This window comes from Desulfovibrio sp. GTC20076 (genome assembly GCF_055385905.1).
In genome coordinates this window covers 427501-452794 of the sequence record NZ_AP039366.1, presented here as the reverse complement: position 1 = coordinate 452794, position 25294 = coordinate 427501, and the positions used below count along the sequence as shown (strand labels likewise).

The following is a 25294-nucleotide window of genomic DNA, read 5'->3' as shown; positions in this document are numbered from 1 at the left end:
CCCCGCACCCATTCCCCACACGCAAAAAATTGTTCCTGCTGTCTGTTTTCCTGGCCCCAGAAGGTGCGGTCTTCACGAGATGCAGCGCCGCGCCATCAGGTCGCGCATGATGGTCTGTCCGTAAAGGATCACGCCCGTAGCCAGGCAAGGCTTCCATCGTCGTCCTTTTTCATGCCGAATCAGCCGTATCTGCCATCATCCGCAACCATCCGTCATCATCCGCAACCATCCGTCATCAAAGCACCTTGAAAGGGCCGCTGCATGCCGTAAGACCATGCGCTCCCGCCCAACGCCGGCTCACCGCCCCCACAGCGTGCGAGCGCGTACCGCCAAGGAGGTCCTTTCTTCATATATCCGCATTACGGATTTAAGACGAATTTAATACGCTCCTCGTCATTTTTACACCCATTTTATACGCCTTGTCCTAGAGTTTTCCTGTGGGCTTTCATGCCTGCAGGAGGATTTTATGGAAAACATCATCTGGCAGTGCCTTCTTTATCTTTCTTTATTGACGGCTCTGGCCTGGCCTTTGGGAAAATATATAGGCAAGGTAATGGACGGTGAACCTTTCTGGCTGCAACGCGCTCTCGCCCCCTGCGAGCGCGCCCTGTACCGCCTTATGGGCGTGGACCCCGCAGAACAGATGGGCTGGAAATGCTACCTGGCCTGCGTGATCGCTTTCAGCGCCGTATCGCTGGTTGCGCTGACCGCCCTGCTTATGGCGCAGCACTTGCTTCCCCTGAACCCCCGGAACGTTTCCGGAGCCAGTTGGCATCTGGCCCTGAATACGGCCATCAGCTTTGTGACCAACACCAACTGGCAATCCTATGCCGGAGAAAGCACCATGAGCTATCTCTCGCAGATGGCCGGGCTGACGGTGCAGAACTTCGTTTCCGCAGCAGTGGGCATTGCCGTGCTTTTTGCTCTTATCCGGGGGGTGAGAGCCTCTGGGGGCATCGGGCTGGGCAATTTTTGGGCCGATGCCACACGGGCGGTCCTGTATATCCTCCTGCCGCTGTCGCTGGTCATGTCGCTGCTGCTCATCGAGCAGGGTGTTCCGCAAAATTTTACAGACTACAGGGCAGCAGCCCTTCTGGAGCCACTGGCAGCGGAAGACGGCGCACCCATCACACACCAGCTTGTTCCCATGGGTCCCCAGGCCTCGCAGGTCTCCCCAAAACAACTGGGAACCAACGGTGGCGGCTTTAACGGTGTCAATTCCGCCCATCCACATGAAAACCCCACGCCGGCAAGCAACATGCTTGAAATGCTGGCCCTTTTGCTTATCCCTGCCGCCTTGTGCTTTACCTTTGGCGCCAAGATAGGCGACATGCGTCAGGGCGTGGCGATATTTGCGGCCATGTTCATACTGCTCACAAGCGCAGTGAGTTTTACCGTGCAGGCTGAGCTGAACGCCACGCCGCAGATCGCCCAGGGCGGCCAGGTGCTTGTTGCCCCACAAAGCGGTCTGCAGGGGCAGGCTGGCGGCAATATGGAAGGAAAAGAAACACGCTTCGGCATCACGGGCAGCGCGCTGTGGGCTTCTGCCACAACGGCGGTGTCAAACGGTTCTGTCAACGCCATGCATGACAGCTTCACGCCGTTGGGCGGCATGATTCCCATGGTGCTCATGCAGTTGGGCGAAGTGATTTTTGGGGGCGTCGGCAGCGGCCTGTACGGCATGCTGGCGTTTGTACTTCTCACGGTGTTTCTGGCCGGACTCATGGTTGGCCGTACGCCGGAGTATCTGGGCAAAAAAATAGAACCTTTTGAAATGAAAATGGCTGTAGTGGTCTGCTTGACCACTCCTGTTGTCATCCTTGCCGGAGGCGGGCTTATGTGCCTTGCCCCCCAGATTGTGGACAGCCTTAACAATCCCCTGCCCCACGGTTTCAGCGAAATTCTTTACGCCGCCACTTCGGCAGGGGCCAACAACGGCTCCGCTTTTGCCGGGCTGAACGCCGACACCCCCTTTCTCAACGTGCTTCTGGGCGTGCTCATGCTGGCGGGCCGCTTTGCGCCCATTGCCGCCATTCTGGCCATGGCAGACGGCCTGGCGGGCAAAAAAATCTGCCCGCCAGGCGCAGGCACGCTGTCCACCTGCAACGGTCTTTTTATCTTTCTGCTCATCTTTGTGATCCTGCTGGTGGGTGCCCTGAGCTTTTTTCCCGCTCTGGCGCTCGGGCCTCTGGCAGAACATCTGCAAATGACGCGCTGAACTGACCGGAGTGTACCGCAAACCGGCTACCCATATTTTATAAGGATACAATCATGTCAGTAAAAACAAGCAATCCCGCCAACACGAACTGCATTCTCTGGCAGGCGCTGGCTGCATCGCTGGTCAAGCTGTCGCCCCGTGACCAGGTACGAAATTTCGTCATGTTCACCGTCTACCTTTCCGCCATTCTGGCAACGGGGCTGACAGTGTTGGGGGCCGCAAACATACTTTCTCCCGCCACGGCGCAGACGGGATTTGCAGGCGCCATTGCGATCATCCTGTGGTTTACTGTATTTTTTGCCAATTTTGCCGAGTCCATCGCCGAGGGCCGCGGCAAAGCCCAGGCCGAAAGCCTGCGCAAGGCACGCAGAAACGTTACCGCACGCAAACTTGCCGACCCGGCCATGCACGATGAGCACGAAATCGTACCCTCCACAACCCTCAAGCCCGGCGACAGCATCCTGGTGTATGCCGGTGAACAGATCCCCGCCGACGGCGATGTAACGGAAGGCGCGGCATCGGTGGATGAAAGCGCCATCACGGGCGAATCCGCCCCGGTTATCCGTGAAAGCGGCGGTGACCGCTGCGCGGTTACCGGCGGCACTACAGTTCTTTCCGACTGGCTGGTCATACGGGTCACCAGCGAGGTGGGCCGCAGCTTTCTGGACAGGATGATCGCCATGGTTGAAGGAGCCGCCCGCCAGAAAACTCCCAGCGAAGTCGCGCTGAATGTTCTACTGGTGGCACTTACCGTCATTTTTCTTCTGGTCACGGTATCGCTGTGGTGCTTTGCCCGCTTTACGGCCGGCCAGGAGCACGTTGCAAATCCGGTGGGTTTTGCCGCGCTGGTGGCGCTTTTTGTCTGCCTTGCGCCAACCACCATAGGTGCGCTGCTTTCCGCCATTGGTATTGCAGGCATGAGCCGCCTCAACCGAGCCAATGTGCTGGCCATGAGCGGGCGGGCCATTGAGGCCGCCGGAGATGTGGATGTTCTGCTGCTGGATAAAACAGGAACCATCACGCTGGGCAATCGTCAGGCCGTGGAATTCATTCCCGTAGACGGCCATAGCGGCGAGGAGCTTGCTGATGCGGCCCAGTTGGCCTCACTGGCCGATGAAACCCCCGAAGGACGCAGCATTGTACAGCTTGCCCGTGATCAATTCACCCGCTGCGACATGAGTTTGCATGGCAAAGACGCTGTTTTTATTCCTTTTTCTGCGCAAACTCGCATGAGCGGCGTGGATGTGGCAGGAAAGCACATCCGCAAGGGCGCTGCCGATGCCGTGCGGGCTTTTGTTGAAAAGAATGGCGGCAGTGAAAGCCTGCGCTGTGAGGAGGCGGTCAACGCCATAGCACGCCAGGGCGGTACTCCCCTGGTGGTGGCGCGCGAAAGCAGCATCCTCGGGGTCATACATCTCAAGGACATTATCAAAGACGGTGTCAAGGAGCGCTTTGCAGAACTGCGCCGCATGGGCATCAGGACTGTCATGGTCACCGGCGACAATCCGCTCACTGCGGCGGCCATCGCGGCAGAAGCCGGAGTTGACGATTTTCTTGCCGAGGCCACCCCCGAAACAAAGCTGTCTCTCATACGCGAATTCCAGGCACGGGGTCATCTGGTTGCCATGACAGGCGATGGGACCAACGACGCTCCCGCCCTGGCGCAGGCCGATGTGGCCGTGGCCATGAATACAGGGACACAGGCCGCCAAAGAGGCAGGCAATATGGTGGATCTGGACTCATCGCCCACCAAACTGCTGGATATCGTGCGCATCGGCAAGCAGCTGCTCATGACGCGCGGCAGCCTGACCACGTTTTCTCTGGCGAACGATGCGGCCAAATACTTCGCCATCATTCCGGCACTGTTCGTGAGTCTGTATCCGGGACTGGCCGCTCTCAACATCATGAACCTGCACAGCCCGCAAAGTGCCGTTCTTTCAGCCACCATATACAATGCACTTATCATAGTGGCGCTTATTCCCCTGGCCCTGCGCGGCGTGAAATACCGCGAAGAAAGTTCGGGGCAACTCCTGCGGCGCAACCTGCTTGTTTATGGTCTGGGGGGACTGGCCGCGCCTTTTGCGGCCATCAAGCTTATCGACATGTGTCTGACCGGCCTAGACCTGGTCTGAGGAGAAAAAATGCTCATCATAACACTGTTGCGACGTTCCGCACTGTTTCTGGCCCTCATGACGGCAGTTGTCATTGCCTACACACTGGTAGTCACGGCGGCGGGCAAGGCGCTGTTCCCCTTTCAGGCGGGCGGCAGCATAATCAAGGCCGGTGGCAAGGAATACAGCCTTCTTCTGGGCCAGCCGTTCAGCGAACCCCATCATCTGTGGGGCCGCCCTATGCAACCGGATACCACCACCTACAGCAAAAACGGCAAGCCCCTGCTTTACGGCGGTCCCTCCAACTCCAGCCCTGCCACCACAAACTACGGCACAAGGCTGGCTGAACGCGTGGACCTTATGCGCCGCGCCCATCCGGAGAAGGCGAAAGCGCCCGTGCCTGTGGAACTGGTTACAGAGTCCGGCAGCGGCCTGGATCCGCACATTTCACCGGCGGCGGCAGACTTTCAGGTTGAGCGGCTGGCCCGGGCCACGGGCTTTACGCCTGATGAAGTACGCCGTACCATTGCCATGTATACCGATGGGCGCTCCCTGGGTCTGCTTGGCGAACCGCGCGTACATGTGCTCAAGGTAAATCTGGCCCTTGACGGTCTTTTGCCCAACGGCCACACAACCAGCAAGACCGCAACGGTTCCACCCGGTTCCACTGCGCCGCATACCCGCTGAACCTTTACCCGCTACCCGCAACCACGGACACCCCATGACCGACAAGCACACGCGCCCCGACCCCGATGCCCTGCTGGCGCAACTGCGCCAGACCGGCACGCCACAGGGCATTCAGGCAGATGAGCTTTCCGGCGGCCATCTTCCGGTCCGGGGAACGCTCAAAATATTTTTTGGCTATGCGGCCGGGGTGGGCAAAACCTACGCCATGCTGCGTGCCGCGCATACTGCTGCGGAGCAGGGACAGGACATCGTGGTGGGCTATGTAGAACCGCACCCGCGGCCGGAAACAGCGGCCCTGCTTCAAGGGCTTGAAAGCCTCGCGCCGCTGCGACTGGAGTATCGGGGCATACCGCTTCACGAACTGGATGTAGACGCCGTCCTGGACCGCAAGCCGGAGATAGCCCTGGTGGACGAGCTGGCCCACTCCAATGCCATCGGCTGCCGCAACCGCAAACGCTATCAGGATGTGGAAGAGCTGCTTCAAGGCGGCATATCCGTATGGACCACGGTCAATGTACAGCATCTGGAAAGCCTGAATGACGTGGTGGCCGCCATGACGGGCGTAGCGGTGCGTGAACGTGTGCCGGACAGTGTGTTTGACGGCGCGGACCATGTGGAACTGGTGGATCTGGAACCGGACGAGCTGATGGCCCGCCTGCGTGAAGGCAAGATTTACGCCCAGGCCCAGGCACAGCACGCCCTGGGGCATTTCTTTCTGCCCGCCAACCTCATTGCACTGCGTGAAACGGCCTTACGGCGCATGGCTGACCGCATAAACCGCCGTGCCATCCCGGCGGAACCGGGCAGCCGTGAAGCCGCACGGCAAGTCAAGGAACACATTCTTATCTGCCTTTCGGGCGCGCCCAGCAACGCACGTGTCATCCGCACGGCGGCACGCATGGCCGAAGCCTTTCATGCCGATTTTACCGCCCTGTTCGTGCGCAACAACACTTCGGGGCACAACGATACCCAAAGTCTCGGAACACTCCGGAAAAACACGCGGCTGGCCGAAGACCTGGGAGCGGCCATTGTGACTGCGCAGGGAGAGGATATTCCCGTACAGATAGCGGAATACGCACGCATGTCGGGGGTAAGCAAGATCGTGGTTGGGCGTTCCCCCGCCAGCGGCTGGCTCCGCCGGGGCAAAACCCTTGTGGAGCGGCTTGCCGAGCTGGCTCCGGAAATGGAGACCTACATCATCCCCGATGCTGAGCCCATTTCCAGAAACGCCTCCCGGCCCGGCACATTGTACCGTATGGTGCGCGCCTTTAGGGGTACGGCCCCGCGCTCATGGCGGCAATGGGGCGCAACAGCCGCCCTGCTTGCCATATGCACCATGACGGGACTGATCATGTCATCGCTGGGCATGCCCAACGCCGTCATCACCGGCCTGTACATGCTTGGGGTGCTGGGTGTTTCCATCCTTACGACAGGACCCTGGTACGGCGTAACCGCTTCCATTCTGGGCGTGGCCCTGTTTGATTTTCTTTTTGTCGCACCGCGCTTCAGCCTTACGGTCTACGACGACGGCTATCTGAGCCTGTTCGCGGCAATGCTGATTGTTTCAGCAGCAGCCAGCGCCATCACGGGACGCGCAAGAAGCCAGGCGCGCCAAAGCGCGGCCAGGGCGCTGCACACAGAACTCCTGCTCGGCAACAGCCGCCGTCTTCAGAAAGCGGAAAATGAAAATGCCATCCTCGCCGAAGCCGCGCGCCAGTTCGGCACCCTGCTCGGCTGCGATGCCGTTCTCTACCCCGTATATAACGGGCACCTGGAAACAAGGCGGATTTTTCCATATTACACGGCTGCGCAAGCTTCCCGGGAACCCGGCCGACCACATACGCTGCCCCGGCAGTCGGCCAAAGGCCAGACAGAGTGCACCCACAGAACAGAAAAAGATGAACTGGCCGTGGCGCAATGGGTGGCAAAAAACGGCCGGCCCGCCGGTGCGGGCACTGATTCTCTGCCGGGAGCGCGCCTCTGCTATATCCCCATCAGCAGCCGCACCACAGTACTGGCCGTAGCCGGGCTGGACGTTTCTCCTGGCAGCGCTTCCCCCCTGAACGCGGCAGACAGCAAAAACATTGTGCTGGCGTTGGCGGGTGAATGCGCCATGGCCGTGGAAAAAGAGCGTCTGGCTCGCGCCAATGCGGACATTGCCGTGCGTGCGCAACAGGAAAAACTGCGGGCCGATGTGCTGCGCTCTGTCTCGCACGACCTGCGCACGCCTCTGACTGCCATCTGCGGCAACGCGGCCATGCTCGCCGCAGGGGGCGATATTGAAATGCAGCGCCGTAAATCTCTGGCCCGGGCCATAGAGGAAGACGCCCGCTATCTGGTAGAAATGGTAGAAAACCTGCTGGCTCTTACCCGTCTGGAGCAATACGGCTTTACCCTGCGCCTTGCACCGGAACTGATGGAGGATATTATCCGCGAGGCCCTGGCCGTCACACGCCGCCGCGCCGCTGCGCACAACATCCGCGTGGACATGGCGGACGCACTGCTCATGGCCCGCATGGATGCCCGGCTCATGGTGCAGGTGCTGGTAAACCTTTTGGACAATGCCGTAAAATACACCCCTGCGGGAACCACAATACGCATCAGCGCACAGGCCGACGGCGCACGGGCAAGACTGGAGGTTGCCGACAACGGGCCGGGCATTTCCGCTGAAGAGAAAACCCGGATTTTTGACATGTTCCATTCCGCCGTTATAAAAAAGGGCGACAGCCGCCGGGGCATGGGTGTGGGGTTGGCCCTGTGCCGCAGCATTGTGCAGGCGCATGGCGGCGACCTGCGCGTCCATGACAACACACCTCGGGGAGCGGTATTTTCCCTGGATCTGCAACGCGAAATTGAAGAAGGACCGGTGCCGGAGTCTCTTCGTGAAACTCCGCCCACCGGGACCGGCGCACGGGAGTAACCATGACGCCATATCCCGAACAGCAGGGCGTCAGCGCCCCGGAACGCATCCTCGTGATCGAGGATGACAAGGCCATACGCGCCCTTGTGACAGCGGCCCTTGAAAGCCGCGCCATGGCCTGCATAACCGCAGGCACAGGACGTGAGGCCATTGCGGAAGCGTCCCGCGCCGGGCCTGACGTCATACTGCTGGACCTGGGCCTGCCCGATATGGACGGCACAGATATTATCCGCACGGTGCGTCAGTGGTCTATGGTTCCGATCATTGTGCTCAGCGCCCGCAGCGAGGATGATGACAAGGTTGCGGCGCTGGACGCCGGGGCGGACGACTATCTGACCAAACCTTTCAGCATTGACGAACTGCTGGCCCGGCTGCGTGCAGCCCTGCGGCGCGGACGCTATGAGCGCGGCAACCCGGACCGTGATGCCAGCTTCTTTGAAAACGGCCCCCTGCGCATAGACTTTGCCGCAGGCAGCGCAAGCGTGAACGGCCAGGAAATCCATCTTGCGCCAATGGAGTACAAGCTGCTTTGCCTGCTGGCGCGCAATGCGGGCAAGGTGCTTACACACAAAACTATCCTGCAGGCCGTATGGGGCAGTTCGCTGCCGCAAAACCTGCCCTCGCTGCGCGTATTCATGGCAACACTGCGCAAAAAACTGGAAAACGCCGCCCCCAGATGCGACTACATACACACTCATGTGGGTGTGGGCTATCGCATGGCCCGCCTTGGCGAAACAGAGAGCTGAGCGTCGCGCAAACCGGCAGGCCCAAACATTTACCGCACGTTAACTATAGTCGCTTTATCTGTCAGTCTTTTCGGTAAAGTCCGTATTTGCGCATTTTGCGGTACAGTGTGGTTCTGGCTATGCCCAGCGCCTCCGCAGCCTTGCTTACATTGCCCCCTGAAGTTTCAAGGGTTTTACGCACCAGGCTCTCACACAGGTCATCCATCGAGGCCGCTCTTGCCTCCGGCGCCTCGGTGGCAACACTGCCTGACAGGCCAGCCGGAACGGCAGCAGCATGGCAACCGAGCACATGCCGGGGCAGGCTTTCAGAACGTATGGATGTTCCATCCGAAAGCACCCAGGCCCGCTCGCACACGTTCTGCAGTTCGCGCACATTGCCCGGCCAGGAATACGCCTTGAGCGCGTTCATGACAGCTGGTTCTATGATCATGCGCGGCATGCCCGCCCCCGCGCAAAGCCTGCGCCAGAAAAGATTTGCCAGCATCTCCACATCACCGGGACGTTTGCGCAGAGGGGGCAGGTCTATTTCCACCACATTGAGCCGATAATACAGGTCAGACCGAAAACTTCCCTCGCGCACGGCATCGGCAAGGCTGGTGTTACCCGCCGCAATCACGCGCATATCCAGCTGCACAGGCCGATTGCTGCCAAGGGGAGTAAACGACATCTCCTGCAATACCCGTAAAAATTTGGCCTGTACCGCCAAAGGCAGGCTGTTCACTTCATCCAGAAGCAGCGTGCCGCCGTTGGCCGCCTCCAGCTTGCCTTTTCTGCCGCCCTTTTTCGCGCCGGTAAAGGCTCCTTCCTCATAGCCGAACAGTTCCGCCTCAATAAGATCATTGGGGATGGCCGCGCATGAAATGCCCACAAACGGTCCCGCCGCCGCAGGACCGGCATTGTGTATAGCCTGGGCAAAAAGCTCCTTGCCCGTACCGCTCTCGCCGCAGATGACGATCCGCGAAGCCATGCGGGCAGCGCGGCTGGCGAAATCCACAGCTCTCCGCAACGCGGGGCTTGAGCCGAGAATATCCGTAAACCGGTGCCTGGCGGCGTACGTGGATGCAGCCTCACGGGCCGCATGGCTGCCATGTCACGGGGCTGCGGCTGCTCCCCCCTCTCTTCGGCCTTGCTCACGAAAGGACATGCCATCCCCTGTCGCCCCGGATGGTACGGGTTTCAGGGCCAGGGCCATGCCCACCGGCTCCCCTTCGCTCATCTCCACAGGGGTAAACGTACAGGCAATGCGCTGCGGCCCCTGGTCTGTAAGAAAGGTCAGGGTATCACGCCCTTCACGCTGCGTAAAAATTGCCCGCCGCAAACGCCCGGCATCAGCGGTGCTTACCAGTGAGGCCGCATCTCTGCCCGGCAGATCCGGCCCGTTGCGGGTAAACAGCCTGGCAGCGTGTGTATTGGCATGGGTAATCCCCCCGCTGCCGTTCAGTACCAGCAAAGGATAGCTCAGTGATTCGTGCGCATTGCGCAACAGGGCTTCAAGCCTCTGGCCGCTCACTTCAATATTCTGCTGGCGCACCCGCATGCCGATATAGTTGGCGAATGTGGTCACCAGCGCCAGCGCCTGTATTTCAGGGCTGGCAATATTGCCGGAAATGGTCAAGACCGCCTGCACGCCTGAAGCATCGGCAAGAATGGGGGCCGAGGCGCAGCGCCATGAGTGCAGCGCCGCACTGTAATGCTCATATCCGTAAATCTGCACCGGGCTGCAACGGCGCAACGCCATGCCGATGGCCGAAGCCCCTACCTTGTCGATGTTCCTGTCTGCTCCGGGCATATTGTACTGGGCGCGGGCCACATCCAGCAGGTCCTTGTCGCCCACGGTGGCAAGAATGTGCCCGGAAGAAGCAGTCAATATGGCCATATGCCCTGTCCCGCTGATGCATGCGTCAAGCATATCCAGAACCGGAGCCGCCGCTGTAAGCAATGCAGCGGACCGGTCGCACAGTTCCCTGAACGGCTGGCGTTCAAGCACCGGCACTTCGAGAACGCGCAAGGGATCAATGCGGGCCTTTCTGCTGAGCAGCCATCCGTCCAGAATATGCTCCGGTATGCGCCCGCGGATTTCACCACCATCAATAAAATCCTTCCAGGCATCATGAATGGTCTGCTGATACACAGGATTTTGTGGTGAAACGCCGGACGAAAGACACTTCATGCCATACTCCTTCTCTGTCTGTAGCAAAAAGGCACACCACTGTAGCGTTGCGCTACAGTTGCTACATATTTTACCAATCGTGGTTTTTTTGTGCAACACAAGCTTTTATGCGGTTATTTGCCTCAATTGCACCACCTAGATGCACTGGCAGAATTTTTGCAACCCTCCATCCCGGAATCTTTTAAAAGAATGCTGCGTAACGCATGAAGGCAACCGTTTTCAAATTTGTGAGCACTTCAGTATCACAACCGGACATGTTCCGAGTCTGCCGTTTCTTCTGCGGGGTAGCAGCACAACAGCACGGAGGTCTGGTACGGCATTTCTTGAGGGTACGTGCGCTGCCTGCAACCTCAAACATCGGAGAAACTGATGCACGAGTATGACGCTTTTCTGGATGTGGCCATGCGTGCCGCAGACATTTCACGCCGGATACTGACAGAACACAGGCAAAAGTATTTGTGCGGGGCCTATGGATTCAAAACAAAAAGCGACGCCAGCCCCGTGACGGAAACCGATGAACGGGTGGAGCGCGAGATACGCTCGCTTGTTTCCGGAGCCTTTCCCGATCACGGCATGCTTGGCGAAGAATATGGAGCCGATGCGGCCACAGCAGAATTTGTATGGGTTATCGACCCCATAGACGGAACCAGGCAATTCATCGCGGGCTATCCGTTTTACGGTACACTTATAGCCCTCTGCCGCAACGGCGTGCCGGTGCTCGGCGTCGTGGAAATGCCGGTCATGGCTGAGCGATGGGTGGGAGTGCAGGGGCGTCAGTCCACAGTCAACGGCCTGCCCATCCGCACCCGCCCACAGACCGACCTGCCTGCTGCTCTGGCAGCCTCAAGCAATACAGAGTTTGTTTTTGATACTGACAGGGCAGCCTACCAGCGCCTGGTGGCAGCGACCAAGTGGCGCGTCTACGGCGGGGCCTGTTACGGTTACATGAGCCTTGCCGCAGGCAAAATAGACCTGTGCTTTGACAGCGGCATCATGCGGGAAGTGGATTACTGTGCCCTTGTACCCATTGTGGAAGGAGCCGGCGGCGTCATGTCTGACTGGGACGGCAGGCCGCTGACCATGCACTCGGGAATGCAGGTGCTCGCCAGCGGCGATAAAAGGCTGCACCAACAGGTTCTGCGTGAAATAGAGAAAAACCGCTAGCCGATGGCTCACCTGTCACACTACGAGCACACGCCATGTTAGATTTTTTTAAAGCATCACCTCCGCGTCCGGTTACAAAGAACACTGAAGAGATCAACAGAGACTACAATTATTGGCGACTGCACCTCATGGCGTCAATCTGGCTTGGATACGCCGTATTTTATTTTACGCGCAACAGCTACAAGTCCATCATGCCGGCCATGCTCAAAGACCTTGACTGGCAACTTTCCGATGTGGGCATCCTGAGCACCATCTTCTATATCGTCTACGGTTCGTCCCGCTTTCTGGGTGGCATTATCAGCGACAAATCCAATCCGCGCTACTTCATGGGCGTCGGACTTATCATCACGGGCTTCATCAATATCGCCTTTGGCATGAGCTCTTCGCTGCCTGCCCTGGCTTTGCTGTGGGGCCTCAATGCCTTTTTTCAGGGCTGGGGCTGGCCCCCCTGTACCAAGATTCTCACCACATGGTACTCGCGCAACGAGCGGGGCTTCTGGTGGGCCATATGTAACACCTCGCACAACGTGGGTGGCGCCATTATTCCCCTGCTGGCAGGCTGGCTGGCTATCCACTATGGCTGGCGCTACGGCATGATCGTGCCGGGGATCGTCGGCATCTTTGTAGGCATTATTCTTTGCATCATACTGCGAGACCGGCCGGAATCAATGGGCCTGCCCAGAGTGGGAGAATGGCGTAAGGATCAACTGGAACTGGAGCAGGTGAAAAAAAGCGAAAACTCGCTCACAACCTGGCAGGTACTGCGACGCTACGTGTTCACCAACAAGTTCATCTGGCTGCTGGCAGTCTCATATGTGCTTGTTTATGTGGTGCGCATTGGCGTCAATGACTGGGCCAACATGTACCTGGTGAAGGAACACGGGGTTGACCTGCTTGTAGCCAACAGCGCCATCACCATGCTTGAAATAGGCGGTTTTATCGGAACCATTGCCGCGGGCTGGGGTTCGGACAAGCTTTTCAAGGGCAACCGCATACCTATGAACATTATTTTCATGCTGGGCATCATGTTGTCGGTGGGCGCTCTCTGGCTGCTGCCCCTGACTTCAAAGCTGGCGCTGGGTACGGTTTTCTTTCTCATAGGATTTTTCATTTTCGGTCCCCAGATGCTCACGGGCATGGCTGCCGCTGAAGTCTGCCACAAGGAATACGCGGGCACAGCCACTGGCTTTGTGGGGCTTTTCGGCTACATGGGCGCGGCGCTCACGGGCTTGCCACTGGCAATGATCATAGAATCAGCCAGCTGGAACGGGTTTTTCATTGTGATGACTGCAGCCTCACTACTCTCAGCGGTGCTCATCATCCCCATTATCGGCGGCAAGAAATAGCAAAGGGCTGGCCCGCGCACTCTGGCTCGGCCGCGTCGCAGTGCCGACAGCATAAAAAGCTGCCCTGTATCTTGTTGCAACATGACGATGCGGCAACAGAAATCACGATTTCTAACCAGAGACAAAAATAAATTGTCGGCAACCCATTTGCCGGAAACAATGCAAAGCATTTTGACGGAGGTTTCATGAACAGTATTCACGGTATTTTCGCTGTTACGGTAACCCATTTCAACAACGACGGCAGCATTGATTACAGCGCCATATCCAAGCACGTCCAATGGCTGCTCCAATCCGGCGTGCACGGCATCATGCCCGTGGGGGCCACCGGAGAATGGCCGGCGCTTTCCACACAGGAGCGCAAACAGGTTGCCGAATTTGTCATGAAAGAGGTAGACGGCAAGGTGCCGGTGATCGTGGGGGCCATTTCCCCCAATGTAGACGTTTCTGTCGACCTGTCGGAACATGCCGGCTCCATCGGCGCGGCGGGCGTCATGATCCTCCCTCCGCCCGGCGTCCATCCGAGCCAGCACGAAGTATACGAATTCTATAAATACATTTCCGGTAAAAGCCCCCTTCCGGTCATGGTCTACAACAATCCCGGCAGTTGCGGCGTGGCCGTGTCGCCCGAAACGCTGGGCAAGTGCGCCCAGCTGCCCAATATGGGCTTTCTCAAGGAATCCAGTGGCGACATCATGCGCCTGACCCGGTCTGTGGACGAAGTGGGCGACCGCCTGGTGGTTTTCTGCGGCTGCGAAAGCCTGGCGTATGAAAGTTTTGTCATGGGGGCCAGAGCATGGGTTTGCGTTCTGGCCAATATCGCCCCGGCCATGTGCGTCAGGCTTTATGACCTCATCGTCAACAAAGGCAAACTTGACGAAGCCCGGCAGGTGTACCGCCAGATGCTGCCCCTGCTGCGTCTGCTGGAAGATACCGGGGAACTTTGGCAGGTAGTCAAGCACGCCCTGGCGCTCAAGGGTTTCGGCAGCGGCAGGCTGCGTATGCCCCGCCAGCCCATTTCAGAAGGTGTGCGCCTTGAGCTTGAACAGGTGCTCAAACAGGCGGATTTTAGCTGACCCATATACCGGGAGGCGGCCACAGGCCGCCTCCCGTACATGTTTTCATGCAACGAGGAACAGGAGAAACTGCCATGAGCAGCAAACATGCGGCCGGTGCCGTTGTCATTGGCGGGGGTGCCGTCGGTACGGCTGTGGCCTGCTATCTTGCCATGGACGGGGTGGATGTCGCCCTTGTTGAACGCGGCGAATTCGCCTGGGGTTCCAGCCGCCGTTGCGATGGTCATGTGGTCACCTATGACACGCCGCCAGGCGCATACAGCCGGTTCTGCAAGTGCGGGCAGGACATGTTTCATGATGCCGCAAATTTTCTACCCGTAGATTTTGAATTTTGCCCCGAAGGGCTTGGCCTGCTGGTTGATGATGAGCGCGACCTTGAAGCCGTGCGCGCCAACTACGAAGGCAAGAAAAAAGAAGGCATAGACGTGACCCTGTGGGACAGAAACGAGCTTCGCCACCACGAGCCAAATATCGGCGACAGCATCCTGGCCTGCCTGAATTTCAATGGCGACTGCAAGCTTAACCCCATGCGTCTTTGCCAGGGCCTTGCCATGCATGCCAGGGGCAACGGAGCGGTACTCATGACCGGAACCCGGGTCACCGGGCTGCAGATGGAAAAAGGCCGCATTACCGCCGTGGAAACGGACAAAGGGCGTATATACGCGGCCAATGTCGTCCTTGCGGCGGGCGTCTGGACGCCCGGCCTTGCCCATATGGCTGGTCTCGCCGTTCCCGTCCGCCCCCGGCAGGGTCATGTGCTGGTCACCGAACGGGTTCGTAATCTGGTGGGCAAAAACTACGCTGAATACGGCTATCTGCTGGCAAAAAGCGGAAAAACCAGGGACACCATCACCCCTGAAATGGAGCAGTTCGGCGTGGCTTTTGTACTTGAGCCTTCCCATGCCGGAACTGTCCTGCTGGGCAGCAGCCGCCGCTATGTGGGGATGGACATCCGCCCCAACCCCGCAGTCATGCGCGCCATTGCCCAGCGCGCCCGTCATTTTTATCCCTCTCTGGCCCAAACGCGCCTCATCCGCTGCTATGCGGGCCTTCGGCCCTGCACTCCGGATGCCAAACCCATTATATCGCCCACCCATATCAAAGGCCTTTTCGTGGCGACAGGCCATGAGGGCAACGGCATAGGGCTTTCCCTTATCACCGGCAGGCTCATTGCGGAAATGGTGCGCGGACAGTCCCCGTTTATGGACATAAGCAACATGAGTCTTGACAGGTTCGGGCTTAACCCTGCGGCCCATACTCCAGAAACGGCTTCCGCCTGAGGAGAACGAGCATGTTTGTCAAAGTGACCCCTCCTGCGGACAGGCAGGTGACCATCTATTTTGAAGGGCAGGCCCTTGAGGTCGAAAAGGGCATCAGTGTGGCCGCGGCGGTACTTGGCCCGTCGCACGGCTGGACGCGCACAGACCACGAAGGGAACAGGCGCGGCTCCTATTGCCATATGGGCGTGTGCTTTGAATGCCTCATGACCATCAACGGTGTGCCGGATCAACAGGCCTGTCTCATCACCGTGGCCGAAGGCATGCGGGTGAGCCGCCAGGACGGTTCGCCGGATTTCGCCAAGGAGGCGGACCATGCGTAGCGTGTGGGATGTCATCATCGTCGGGGCCGGACCGGCAGGCATGGCCGCCGCCATAGAAACCGCCAGCAGGGGCCTGCTCACTCTCGTGCTTGACCGTCAGTCCGAAGCCGGAGGGCAGATATACAAGAGTATCGGTTCCTCGGCGCTGTCTGGAAAGCTTGGCGCGGATTACAGCGCCGGGCTGCCGCTGCTTCAGGGATTTCAGAACTGCGGTGCGGTGTTCACCCCTTGCGCCAACGTATGGGACGTGGCTGCCGACCGCGTGTATGTCAGCGTGGATGGGCGTAGTCACTGCCTGCTGGCCCGCCAGGTCGTGCTTGCTGCAGGAGCCATGGAACGGCCTGTTCCCCTGCCCGGCTGGACATTGCCCGGAGTTATAGGCTCCGGAGCATCGGATATCCTGCTTAAATCCAACTCGCTTGTGCCGCAGGGACCTGTGGTTCTGTGCGGCAACGGCCCGCTTGTTCTTCAGGCGGCCGTTCATATGCATCACTTCAAGGTCCCTGTGGCGGGAGTGCTTTTTACCGGCAGGCTCGGCAACATGGCCCGAGCCATGCGTCATGCAGCGGGGGCGCTGGCCCGGCCCGGCTACTTCCTGCACGGCATGAGCATGGCCGCCCAGACATTTTTCAAACAAAAATGTCTGTTGGGCGTACGCGACATTTCCATCATTGAAACAGGGCCGGAAGAGCTTGCGGTAAACTTTACGTCCCTGGGCGGCAAAAAAAAGCGGCTCGCTGCCGCCACGGTGCTGCTGCATGAAGGCGTCATTTCAGAAAGCCGCATCACCCGGCTGGCGCGATGCCGCCATACCTGGGACCAGCGCCAGCGCTACTGGCACACCGATGCCGACGTATGGGGACAGACCAGTGTGCCGGGCCTGCGTACCGCCGGAGACGTGGCCGGAGTGCGCGGGGCCGTGGCCGCGCGGGCCGAAGGGCACCTGGCGGGACTGGACATATGCCGCGAGCTTGGACGGCTGGATATGCTCCGGCGTGACCGCCATGCCGCGCCCCACCTGCGGGTGCTCAAACGTTGCCGGGCATTACAGCCTTTTCTTGATGAGTACTTCGCTCCCACTCCCGCCATGCTGCAACCTGCGGACGAGGCCGTGGTATGCCGGTGCGAAAATCTTACCGGCCAGACATTGCGGCAGGCGATCAGCCAGGGCTGTTATTCTCCGGACGGTCTCAAAGCTCAGGCGCGGCCCGGCATGGGACCATGCCAGGGGCGCATGTGCGGTCAGGCTGTGGCTGAAATGATTGCCCATACCCAGGGGTTGCCCCTTGATGCCTTGCCGCAATATACGGCGCAGCCTCCGCTTTTTCCTCTGAGCCTGGCACAACTGGCTGACATGACCATCCCCCCGGATCCCAGTTGAATATGTTGACAGGAAAAGGCTGCTGCATCAGGCCGGAGCGGAACCTCATCCGGCAAGCTGCTTGAAGGAACCAGCATTTTCAGCAGCACAATCTGGTGAATAACAATGAATAAAACGGCACCCGCATTCCCGCTGCGGTACAGGCCCCGGTATCAGACACTTCTTCAACAGGAGGAACCCACGTGTCGAAATTCCTAACTTGCCAGGAATACGAAAATCTGGCCTCTCAACTGCACTATCCGACTCTCGCCTTTATCAACGGCAAATTTGTGCCTGCGGCTTCGGGCAAAACCTTTGTTACCGGCAATCCGGCCACAGGCAAGGAACTGGCACACATCGCAAGCTGCGGCAAAGAGGATGTGGACAGGGCCGTGGCCGTAGCCAGAAAGACCTTTGAGTCCGGCGTATGGTCAAAAATGCACCCCACCGAGCGCAAAAAAATATTCCTCAGACTTTGCAGCCTGATGGAAAAACACATGGTTGAACTGGCTGTACTGGAAAGCCTGGACAGCGGTAAGCCCATTCGCGAAAACCTGTGCACCGATCTGCCTGAAACCATCGAATGCCTCGAATGGCATGCGGAATACACAGACAAGCAATATGGCAGCATTTCGCCTTCCGGCGACTTCAAACGCGGGCTTGTCGTGCGCGAGCCTGCAGGTGTGGTGGCCTGCGTGCTGCCCTGGAACTTTCCGTTGCAAATGGTTGGCTGGAAACTCGGACCTGCTCTTTCAGAAGGCAATAGCGTCATCATCAAACCCGCCAGCGTAACCACCCTCTCTACCTTGCGGCTGGCAGAGCTGGCCGCCGAAGCGGGCATTCCCGAAGGTGTACTTCAGGTTCTGCCTGGCCCTGGCGGTCTTGTGGGTGAAGCGTTGGGGCGCCATATGGATGTGGACGTGCTCTCCTTTACCGGTTCTACCGAAGTGGGTCGCCGCTTTCTGCAGTATTCCGCCGAAAGCAACCTCAAGCGCGTGGTGCTGGAACTGGGCGGCAAAAGCCCCTTTGTGCTGCTTGAAGACGTTACCGACCTCACGCATGCCGCGGAACATGCCTGCTCGGCCGCATTCTGGAACATGGGCGAAAACTGCACTGCCAACTCGCGCATTATTGTACCCGAAAATAAGAAAGACCCCTTTCTTGAGGCTTTTCTGGCCGCACTGAGCCAGTGGAAAATGGGCAACCCGCTTGATCCTGCCAATGCGCTCGGCTCCATTGTCAGCGAGCAGCAGTTCAAGAGCGTTATGGGCTACATCGATAAAGGCAAGGCCGAAGGCGGGCGCATCGTCACAGGCGGCAAGGCGGCCGACATCGGCAGCGGGCTTTTCATAGAGCCTACCATTTTCGACAACGTGAGCCGTGATGCCACCATAGTGCGTGAGGAAATATTCGGTCCGGTCACGGCCATTCTTACGGCTTCGTCTGACGAGGACGCTCTGGCCCTGGCCAACGACACCTGCTACGGCCTGCACGCTTCCATTTTTACCGAATCACTGACCAAGGCGCACACCTTTGCAAGCGCCCTCAAGGCCGGCACCGTTTCCGTCAACTGCTTCAGCGAGGGCGATAACAGCACGCCTTTCGGCGGGTACAGGCTTTCCGGTTTCGGCGGCAAGGACAAGGGACGCGAGTCGCACGACCAGTATACCGAACAGAAGACCATTTTCATCAACCTGGACAGATAGTCGCATACCTGCCTGCGGGCCGTTCCGTCCAAAAACGGGGCGGCCCGGCTTTCAGCAACGAGGAAGACGCCATGAACCTATCCCAAATGATCCAGACTATCGATACGCACACGGCCGGCAACCCCACGCGCAACGTGGTTGCCGGGTGCCCCGCCATAGCGGGAAACAGCATGCAGGAAAAAATGGCTTACGCCAGTAAGCACCTCGACCGGCTTATCGGCTCTCTTATGCTTGAGCCGCGGGGACACAGCAATATGTCGGGCACGATATGGGTGCCCCCCTGCAATCCGGAAGCCCACATGGGCATACTGTTTATTGATGCCGGAGGACTCATGCCCATGTGCGGGCACAGCACCATCGGCTGCGTCACCGCCATGCTCGAAACCGGCGCGATCCCCCCTGAAGGTGATGTGTGCAACGTCAATATAGACACACCAGCAGGCCTTGTACGCACCAGGGCTGAAATCAGGGACGGCAAGGTGCTTCGTGTAACCTTTCGCAATGTGCCGTCCTTTCTCTTCTGTTCAGGCACCGTGGAAGTTCCCGGCACAGGTGAAGTTCCCTATGACGTAGCCTACGGCGGCAATACCTATGCCATTGCCGATGCGAAGTATTTTTCCGGTCTGGATCTGCGCTCCGGACACCGCGCGGCCATTGAAAAAGCCGCTCAGGCTTTTGGTGGTGCAGTACGCAAGGCCGTGGACTTCAAGCATCCCGAAAAACCATTCATCAATATCATTACGCACGTGATGTTCTACACCCGGCCGGATGATCCCAAAGCCACCTATCGTAATACCGTGGTATTTTTGCCTGATTCCCTTGATCGTTCCCCCTGCGGAACGGGAACCTCTGCCCGTGTTGCCTCGCTTTTTGCCAAGGGTGACCTGGAGCTGAACCAGGAATTTATACACGAAAGCGTCATCGGCACACAGTTTACAGCCAGAATTGTGGAGCCAGCCACTGTCGGCCCGTGCAAGGGCGGCATACCCGAAGTCAGTGGCACGGCCTACCTCACAGGCTTTCACCAGTTTGTCATTGACCCGGGTGACGCTCTCAAGCACGGATTCCGGCTGGACTAGGCTTTGCCGCCAGTAAGATACCGTGCGTTTCCATGCCATTTCATTGAAGACCGCTGCTTTTTCTGGAGTCACGCCGTTTCACAGCATGTTGCACAAGTGTGTAGCCCGGAAACATGAAGCCTTTTCCAAGGCGGACATGCTCCGGCTTCAGGCCCTCTACGCTTTCAGGAGGAGAATCTCATGACAGAGCAAGGTAAATTCAAAAAGGAACTGAATACCACAGACCTGACCTTTGTGGCCCTGGGAGCCATCTTCGGGTCCGGCTGGCTGTTCGGTGCAAGCTATGTGGCGCAATACGCGGGACCCGCGGGTATTATTTCGTGGGTCATTGGCGGTATCACAGTATTCTTTCTGGGCCTGGTCTATTGCGAGCTGGGGGCGGCTCTGCCAAAGGCCGGAGGCATTATACGCTTTCCTGTTTTTTCCCATGGCGAACTTGTCGGTTATCTGCTTGCGTCACTGACCGTTATCGCCTTCTCAAGCCTTATTGCCATTGAAGTGGTGGCCGCGCGCCAGTACGCCGCAGCGTGGCTGCCCTGGCTCACAGCCGATGCAACCGGCACCCCCACAATGGCCGGCTGGATCGCGCAGCTTCTACTGACGGTACTCTTTTTTGTAATCAACTACAAAGGGGTAAAATCATTCGCCATTGCCAATAACATCATCAGTCTTTTCAAGTTTATTGTCCCTGCCCTGGTCATGATTGTGCTGATGTATTATTTTCAACCGGAAAACCTGACCGCCCACGGCTTTGCCCCCTTCGGGAGCCACGGAGTGCAAATGGCGGTCACTGCGGGCGGTGTCATATTTGCCTATCTGGGGCTTACCCCGGTTGTTTCTGTAGCCAGCGAAGTCAAAAACCCGCAACGCACCATTCCCATTGCCCTCTTGCTGTCCATTGTGCTTTCCACAGTCATCTATATTGTTCTGCAACTGGTCTTTCTCGGCAGCATTCCTCCGGACATGCTCGCAGATGGATGGGGAAGCATAGCCGCCAAGTTTTCTCTGCCATATCATGATATTGCCCTTCTCCTGGGCCTCGGCTGGCTTGGCATACTCGTTGTGGCCGATGCGGTCATTTCACCCGCAGGAACAGGGAATATCTATATGGTTGCCACGCCGCGTGTCATATATGCGTGGTCGCGCAGCGGTACATTTTTCAACCGTTTTTCAGCAGTGGATAAAAAATCCGGCATTCCGCGCCCGGCGCTGTGGCTGACCCTTGGCCTCTCAATTTTCTGGACCATGCCCTTTCCTTCGTGGAAAGAGCTGATCAACGTGGTTTCGGGCGCCCTCTGCCTGAGCTACGCCCTTGCCCCCATTGCGTGCGGCGCCCTGCGCATCAATGCTCCTGACCTGCCGCGCCCCTTCAGGGTGCGCGGTCTGAAAATCATATCGCCCCTGACCTTCATCATCGCTTCACTCATTGTATACTGGTCTGGATGGAGCGTTATCTGCTGGCTGTATCCTATCGAAATAGTGCTTTTTTTCTGCTACATCCTTGCCGGAAAAAAAGTACCCTCCGAGCACGTGAGCCTGCAGCAGCAAATCCGTTCAGCGCTTTGGCTTGTGGGCTACTATGTCCTCACTCTTATCATCTCATATCTTGGTTCATTCGGCGGCAAGGGCGTTCTCACCTCACCATGGGATGTCATCGCCATGGCAGTTGTATCTCTGGTCTGCTACTACTGGGCCATGAAAACCTGCTTGCCTACGGCCAACATCACAGAAGCCCCTGACGCCGACTAGGCTGCGTCCCCATACACTCCCCCTAAACCGTATGTGTCGGTGTTGCAGAGCACCGGCACGTACCTATGAATCCCAATTCTATTGGCAGGCGCTGACTCCACCAGGCAGAGCCGGAACTTCTCCCCTTAACTCTCCCTTATTTCCCAACCATGCAAAATGATTGCAGAATGTCCATGCATCCTGCACGCCGGGTCATCTTTCCGCAAAAACAGATTCTACAGCCATAAACCGCAAAAGCCCTTGGCGCCTGAGCAGCGAAGGGCTTTTTAAAGATCTTGGGGCGCGGCCCGTGGCAGGCCTTGGCCCTGAAAGCGCGGTGCTGCGGGCAGCGGGGATCCCGCATGAAGCTGCCCTGGCCGCGCAAAAGGATTGCAGAATGGCCATGCAGTCCCGCAGGCCGGGGCAGCAGGCCATGCAGCATACGGGCAGGGGCAGGGGCAGCGGATGATACCAGGGACAAAACAGCAAAGCTCCCCGCGCGAGATGCAGCGGGGAGCTTTAAAAGATGTTGGCAGCGGCCTACTTTCCCACATGACGTTATGCAGTATCATCGGCGATGGAGAGCTTAACTTCCAAGTTCGGAATGGGATTGGGTGTACCCTCTCCTCCATGGCTACCAACAAAGTTGTCAAATATATAATTGACAGGGAAGGAAGGAGTTTTTTTCAAAACAAGCCGCACGGGCTATTAGTACTGGTCAGCTCCGCGTCTCGCAACGCTTCCACCTCCAGCCTATCAACGAGGTAGTCTACCTCGGCCCTTCAGGGATTGCTCCTGGGAGAACTTATCTTAAGGCAGGCTTCCCGCTTAGATGCTTTCAGCGGTTATCCCTTCCGCACATAGCTACCCTGCTGTGCCGTTGGCACGACAACAGGTCCACCAGGGGTGCGTCCATCCCGGTCCTCTCGTACTAGGGACAGGCCCTTTCAATTCTCCAGCGCCCACAGAAGATAGGGACCAAACTGTCTCACGACGTTTTAAACCCAGCTCGCGTACCACTTTAAACGGCGAACAGCCGTACCCTTGGGACCTGCTTCAGCCCCAGGATGTGATGAGCCGACATCGAGGTGCCAAACCGCATCGTCGATGTGAACTCTTGGATGCGATCAGCCTGTTATCCCCGGCGTACCTTTTATCCAATGAGCGATGGCCCTTCCATTCGGGACCACCGGATCACTAACACCTACTTTCGTACCTGCTCGAGATGTCTCTCTTGCAGTCAAGCTCCCTTATGCGTTTGCACTCGACGGCTGGTTTCCAATCAGCCTGAGGGAACCTTTGCATGCCTCCGTTACAATTTAGGAGGCGACCGCCCCAGTCAAACTACCCACCAGACACTGTTCCCTCGCCGGATGACGGCTGAGGGTTAGGGACCTGAAAAAACAAGGGTGGTATTTCAACAATGACTCCCCCCATACTAGCGTACAGGGTTCACAGTCTCCCACCTATCCTACACATGCAGTTCCAAATCCCAATGTCAAGCTATAGTAAAGGTGCACAGGGTCTTTCCGTCTTTCTGCGGGTACACGGCATTTTCACCGCGACTTCAATTTCACCGAGTCTCTGGCCGAGACAGTGTGGAGATCGTTACGCCATTCGTGCAGGTCGGAACTTACCCGACAAGGAATTTCGCTACCTTAGGACCGTTATAGTTACGGCCGCCGTTTACCGGGGCTTCAATTCGGAGCTTCGCTTGCGCTGACCCCTCCTTTTAACCTTCCGGCACCGGGCAGGCGTCAGTCCGTATACGTCGTCTTTAGGACTTCGCACAGACCTATGTTTTTAGTAAACAGTCGCCACCACCATTTCACTGCGGCTCCCTCAGGCTCATTAAGTGAATCAATTTCACCCGAAGGAGCACCCCTTCTTCCGAAGGTACGGGGTTATTTTGCCGAGTTCCTTGGCCAGAGTTCTCTCGAGCGCCTTGGATTATTCATCCCACCCACCTGAGTTGGTTTTCGGTACGGTTTGCATGCACTATACTTAGGAGCTTTTCTAGGCAGTAGAGGCTCAACGGCTTCAGACCTTACGGTCACGGACTCGCGTCTCAGCGTAAAGAAGTGCGGATTTGCCTACACCTCACGCCTACCTGCTTGCACCGGGTAATCCAACACCCGGACCGTCTACCTTCCTGCGTCCCTCCATCGCGCGAACATACAAGTACGTGAATATTAACACGTTTCCCATCGACTACGCCTTTCAGCCTCGCCTTAGGGACCGACTAACCCTGGGAAGATTACCTTTACCCAGGAAACCTTGGGTTTACGGCGAACGGGTTTTTCACCCGTTTTATCGTTACTCATGTCAGCATAATCACTTCTCCACAGTCCAGGTAGCCTTACGACACCCCTTCTGCCCGTGAAGAACGCTCCCCTACCAGACCGCATACGCGGAATTCAAAGCTTCGGTACTATGCTTAGCCCCGTTACATTTTCGGCGCAACGTCATTAGACCAGTGAGCTATTACGCTTTCTTTAAACGATGGCTGCTTCTAAGCCAACGTCCTGGGTGTCTCTACAACGTCACCACCTTAACCACTGAGCATAGATTTGGAGACCTTAGCTGTTGATCTGGGCTCTTACCCTCTCGACAATGGACCTTAGCACCCACTGTCTGACTCCCATGGTACATCTAGCCGGCATTCTGAGTTTGAAAGAGTTTGGTAATCTGGTAGGACCCCTAGCTCTGTCAGTGCTTTACCTCCGGTAGACAATCCATGAGGCTATACCTCAATATATTTCGGGGAGAACCAGCTATCACCGGGTTTGATTGGCCTTTCACCCCTATCCACAAGTCATCCCAAACGTTTTCAGCCGTTAAGGGTTCGGTCCTCCACAAGGCTTTACCCTTGCTTCAACCTGCTCATGGATAGATCACCCGGTTTCGGGTCTAATCCGCACTACTAAACGCCCTTATCAGACTCGCTTTCGCTACGGCTCCACTTACGCTTAACCTTGCAGTACAGATTAACTCGCTGACTCATTATGCAAAAGGCACGTGGTCACCCCTCAAGGAGGCTCCCACAGCTTGTAAGCATCAGGTTTCAGATTCTATTTCACTCCCCTGACAGGGGTTCTTTTCACCTTTCCCTCACGGTACTGGTGCACTATCGGTCGACGGTTAGTACTTAGCCTTGGAAGATGGTCCTCCCAGATTCCCACGAGGTTTCACGTGCCTCGCGGTACTCAGGTACCGGCTGTGTCACTTTCGGGTTCGGGTACGGGGCTGTCACCCGCTCTGGCGAAGCTTTCCAGCTTCCTTCCCCTGCCTAGTCATGAATCACGTATGCCGGCCCTACAACCCCGACAGGACGAATCCTGACGGTTTGGGCTATTCCCCCTTCGCTCGCCGCTACTGAGGGAGTC

At 57.7% G+C, this 25294-nt stretch carries 16 protein-coding genes and 2 rRNA genes (1 of these 18 cut by a window edge); 14 read left to right on the top strand and 4 right to left on the bottom strand.

Annotated features, from left to right (window positions below; all coding sequences use genetic code 11):
• Positions 1-466: 466 nt before the first annotated feature.
• Genes kdpA through ACZ495_RS02025 form a run of 5 tightly spaced genes read left to right on the top strand, consistent with a single transcriptional unit; the run spans position 467 to position 8682 of the window.
• Positions 467-2218: a potassium-transporting ATPase subunit KdpA gene (gene kdpA, locus ACZ495_RS02045; protein ID WP_464262537.1), complete on the top strand. Its 1752-nt coding sequence runs from the start codon at positions 467-469 to the stop codon at positions 2216-2218.
• A 53-nt stretch (positions 2219-2271) separates the two neighbouring features.
• Positions 2272-4350, top strand: a complete 2079-nt coding sequence (gene kdpB, locus ACZ495_RS02040; RefSeq protein ID WP_296986436.1) for a potassium-transporting ATPase subunit KdpB — start codon at positions 2272-2274, stop codon at positions 4348-4350.
• A gap of 9 nt (positions 4351-4359) precedes the next feature.
• On the top strand, positions 4360-5016 hold the full coding sequence (locus tag ACZ495_RS02035) for a potassium-transporting ATPase subunit C (protein ID WP_012625302.1): 657 nt from the start codon (positions 4360-4362) through the stop codon (positions 5014-5016).
• A gap of 34 nt (positions 5017-5050) precedes the next feature.
• The gene (locus ACZ495_RS02030) at positions 5051-7936 is read left to right on the top strand and encodes a sensor histidine kinase (RefSeq protein ID WP_296986437.1); all 2886 of its coding nucleotides are present in this window, start codon (positions 5051-5053) and stop codon (positions 7934-7936) included.
• Between the two features lie 2 nt (positions 7937-7938).
• A complete protein-coding gene (locus tag ACZ495_RS02025) occupies positions 7939-8682 on the top strand; it encodes a response regulator (protein ID WP_296986438.1) in 744 nt (247 codons plus the stop codon).
• A 61-nt stretch (positions 8683-8743) separates the two neighbouring features.
• Here the strand turns inward: ACZ495_RS02025 and ACZ495_RS02020 are convergent, their stop codons facing one another.
• Both ACZ495_RS02020 and ACZ495_RS02015 read right to left on the bottom strand, forming a co-directional pair.
• A complete protein-coding gene (locus ACZ495_RS02020) occupies positions 8744-9709 on the bottom strand; it encodes a sigma-54 interaction domain-containing protein (RefSeq protein ID WP_464262882.1) in 966 nt (321 codons plus the stop codon).
• A 63-nt stretch (positions 9710-9772) separates the two neighbouring features.
• Positions 9773-10852: a PAS domain-containing protein gene (locus ACZ495_RS02015; RefSeq protein WP_464262536.1), complete on the bottom strand. Its 1080-nt coding sequence runs from the start codon at positions 10850-10852 to the stop codon at positions 9773-9775.
• Positions 10853-11221: 369 nt separating this feature from the next.
• On the opposite strand from ACZ495_RS02015, the gene ACZ495_RS02010 reads away from it, so the two are divergent.
• The 9 genes from ACZ495_RS02010 to ACZ495_RS01970 all read left to right on the top strand — a co-directional run bounded on the left by ACZ495_RS02010 (position 11222) and on the right by ACZ495_RS01970 (position 21929).
• Entirely contained in the window at positions 11222-12016 is a 795-nt protein-coding gene (locus ACZ495_RS02010) for an inositol monophosphatase family protein (RefSeq protein ID WP_394027272.1), read from the top strand.
• 35 nt (positions 12017-12051) lie between these two features.
• The gene (gene uhpC, locus ACZ495_RS02005; protein WP_464262535.1) at positions 12052-13362 is read left to right on the top strand and encodes an MFS transporter family glucose-6-phosphate receptor UhpC; all 1311 of its coding nucleotides are present in this window, start codon (positions 12052-12054) and stop codon (positions 13360-13362) included.
• Positions 13363-13547: 185 nt separating this feature from the next.
• Complete coding sequence (locus ACZ495_RS02000; RefSeq protein ID WP_464262534.1) at positions 13548-14435, top strand: dihydrodipicolinate synthase family protein; 888 nt, start codon at positions 13548-13550, stop codon at positions 14433-14435.
• A gap of 74 nt (positions 14436-14509) precedes the next feature.
• Complete coding sequence (locus tag ACZ495_RS01995; RefSeq protein ID WP_464262533.1) at positions 14510-15715, top strand: NAD(P)/FAD-dependent oxidoreductase; 1206 nt, start codon at positions 14510-14512, stop codon at positions 15713-15715.
• 11 nt (positions 15716-15726) lie between these two features.
• Entirely contained in the window at positions 15727-16035 is a 309-nt protein-coding gene (locus ACZ495_RS01990; protein WP_296986615.1) for a (2Fe-2S)-binding protein, read from the top strand.
• The gene (locus ACZ495_RS01985) at positions 16028-17416 is read left to right on the top strand and encodes an FAD-dependent oxidoreductase (RefSeq protein WP_464262532.1); all 1389 of its coding nucleotides are present in this window, start codon (positions 16028-16030) and stop codon (positions 17414-17416) included. Before ACZ495_RS01990 ends, ACZ495_RS01985 begins: the two co-directional genes overlap by 8 nt.
• 182 nt (positions 17417-17598) lie before the next feature.
• The gene (locus ACZ495_RS01980; RefSeq protein WP_464262531.1) at positions 17599-19101 is read left to right on the top strand and encodes an aldehyde dehydrogenase; all 1503 of its coding nucleotides are present in this window, start codon (positions 17599-17601) and stop codon (positions 19099-19101) included.
• A gap of 71 nt (positions 19102-19172) precedes the next feature.
• Entirely contained in the window at positions 19173-20180 is a 1008-nt protein-coding gene (locus ACZ495_RS01975; protein WP_012625312.1) for a proline racemase family protein, read from the top strand.
• Positions 20181-20360: 180 nt separating this feature from the next.
• Positions 20361-21929: an APC family permease gene (locus ACZ495_RS01970; protein WP_012625313.1), complete on the top strand. Its 1569-nt coding sequence runs from the start codon at positions 20361-20363 to the stop codon at positions 21927-21929.
• Positions 21930-22435: 506 nt separating this feature from the next.
• On the opposite strand, the gene rrf is transcribed toward ACZ495_RS01970, so the two are convergent.
• Positions 22436-22550: ribosomal RNA gene (gene rrf / locus ACZ495_RS01965) — 5S ribosomal RNA — on the bottom strand.
• Positions 22551-22595: 45 nt separating this feature from the next.
• Positions 22596-25294, bottom strand: a 23S ribosomal RNA gene (locus ACZ495_RS01960) (it continues 234 nt past the right edge of the window).

Coding starts and splice junctions, on each gene's coding strand:
- kdpA (WP_464262537.1), top strand. CDS start 467: ATGGAAAACATCATCTGGCAGTGCCTTCTTTATCTTTCTTTATTGACG.
- kdpB (WP_296986436.1), top strand. CDS start 2,272: ATGTCAGTAAAAACAAGCAATCCCGCCAACACGAACTGCATTCTCTGG.
- ACZ495_RS02035 (WP_012625302.1), top strand. CDS start 4,360: ATGCTCATCATAACACTGTTGCGACGTTCCGCACTGTTTCTGGCCCTC.
- ACZ495_RS02030 (WP_296986437.1), top strand. CDS start 5,051: ATGACCGACAAGCACACGCGCCCCGACCCCGATGCCCTGCTGGCGCAA.
- ACZ495_RS02025 (WP_296986438.1), top strand. CDS start 7,939: ATGACGCCATATCCCGAACAGCAGGGCGTCAGCGCCCCGGAACGCATC.
- ACZ495_RS02015 (WP_464262536.1), bottom strand. CDS start 10,852: ATGAAGTGTCTTTCGTCCGGCGTTTCACCACAAAATCCTGTGTATCAG.
- ACZ495_RS02010 (WP_394027272.1), top strand. CDS start 11,222: ATGCACGAGTATGACGCTTTTCTGGATGTGGCCATGCGTGCCGCAGAC.
- uhpC (WP_464262535.1), top strand. CDS start 12,052: ATGTTAGATTTTTTTAAAGCATCACCTCCGCGTCCGGTTACAAAGAAC.
- ACZ495_RS02000 (WP_464262534.1), top strand. CDS start 13,548: ATGAACAGTATTCACGGTATTTTCGCTGTTACGGTAACCCATTTCAAC.
- ACZ495_RS01995 (WP_464262533.1), top strand. CDS start 14,510: ATGAGCAGCAAACATGCGGCCGGTGCCGTTGTCATTGGCGGGGGTGCC.
- ACZ495_RS01990 (WP_296986615.1), top strand. CDS start 15,727: ATGTTTGTCAAAGTGACCCCTCCTGCGGACAGGCAGGTGACCATCTAT.
- ACZ495_RS01985 (WP_464262532.1), top strand. CDS start 16,028: ATGCGTAGCGTGTGGGATGTCATCATCGTCGGGGCCGGACCGGCAGGC.
- ACZ495_RS01975 (WP_012625312.1), top strand. CDS start 19,173: ATGAACCTATCCCAAATGATCCAGACTATCGATACGCACACGGCCGGC.
- ACZ495_RS01970 (WP_012625313.1), top strand. CDS start 20,361: ATGACAGAGCAAGGTAAATTCAAAAAGGAACTGAATACCACAGACCTG.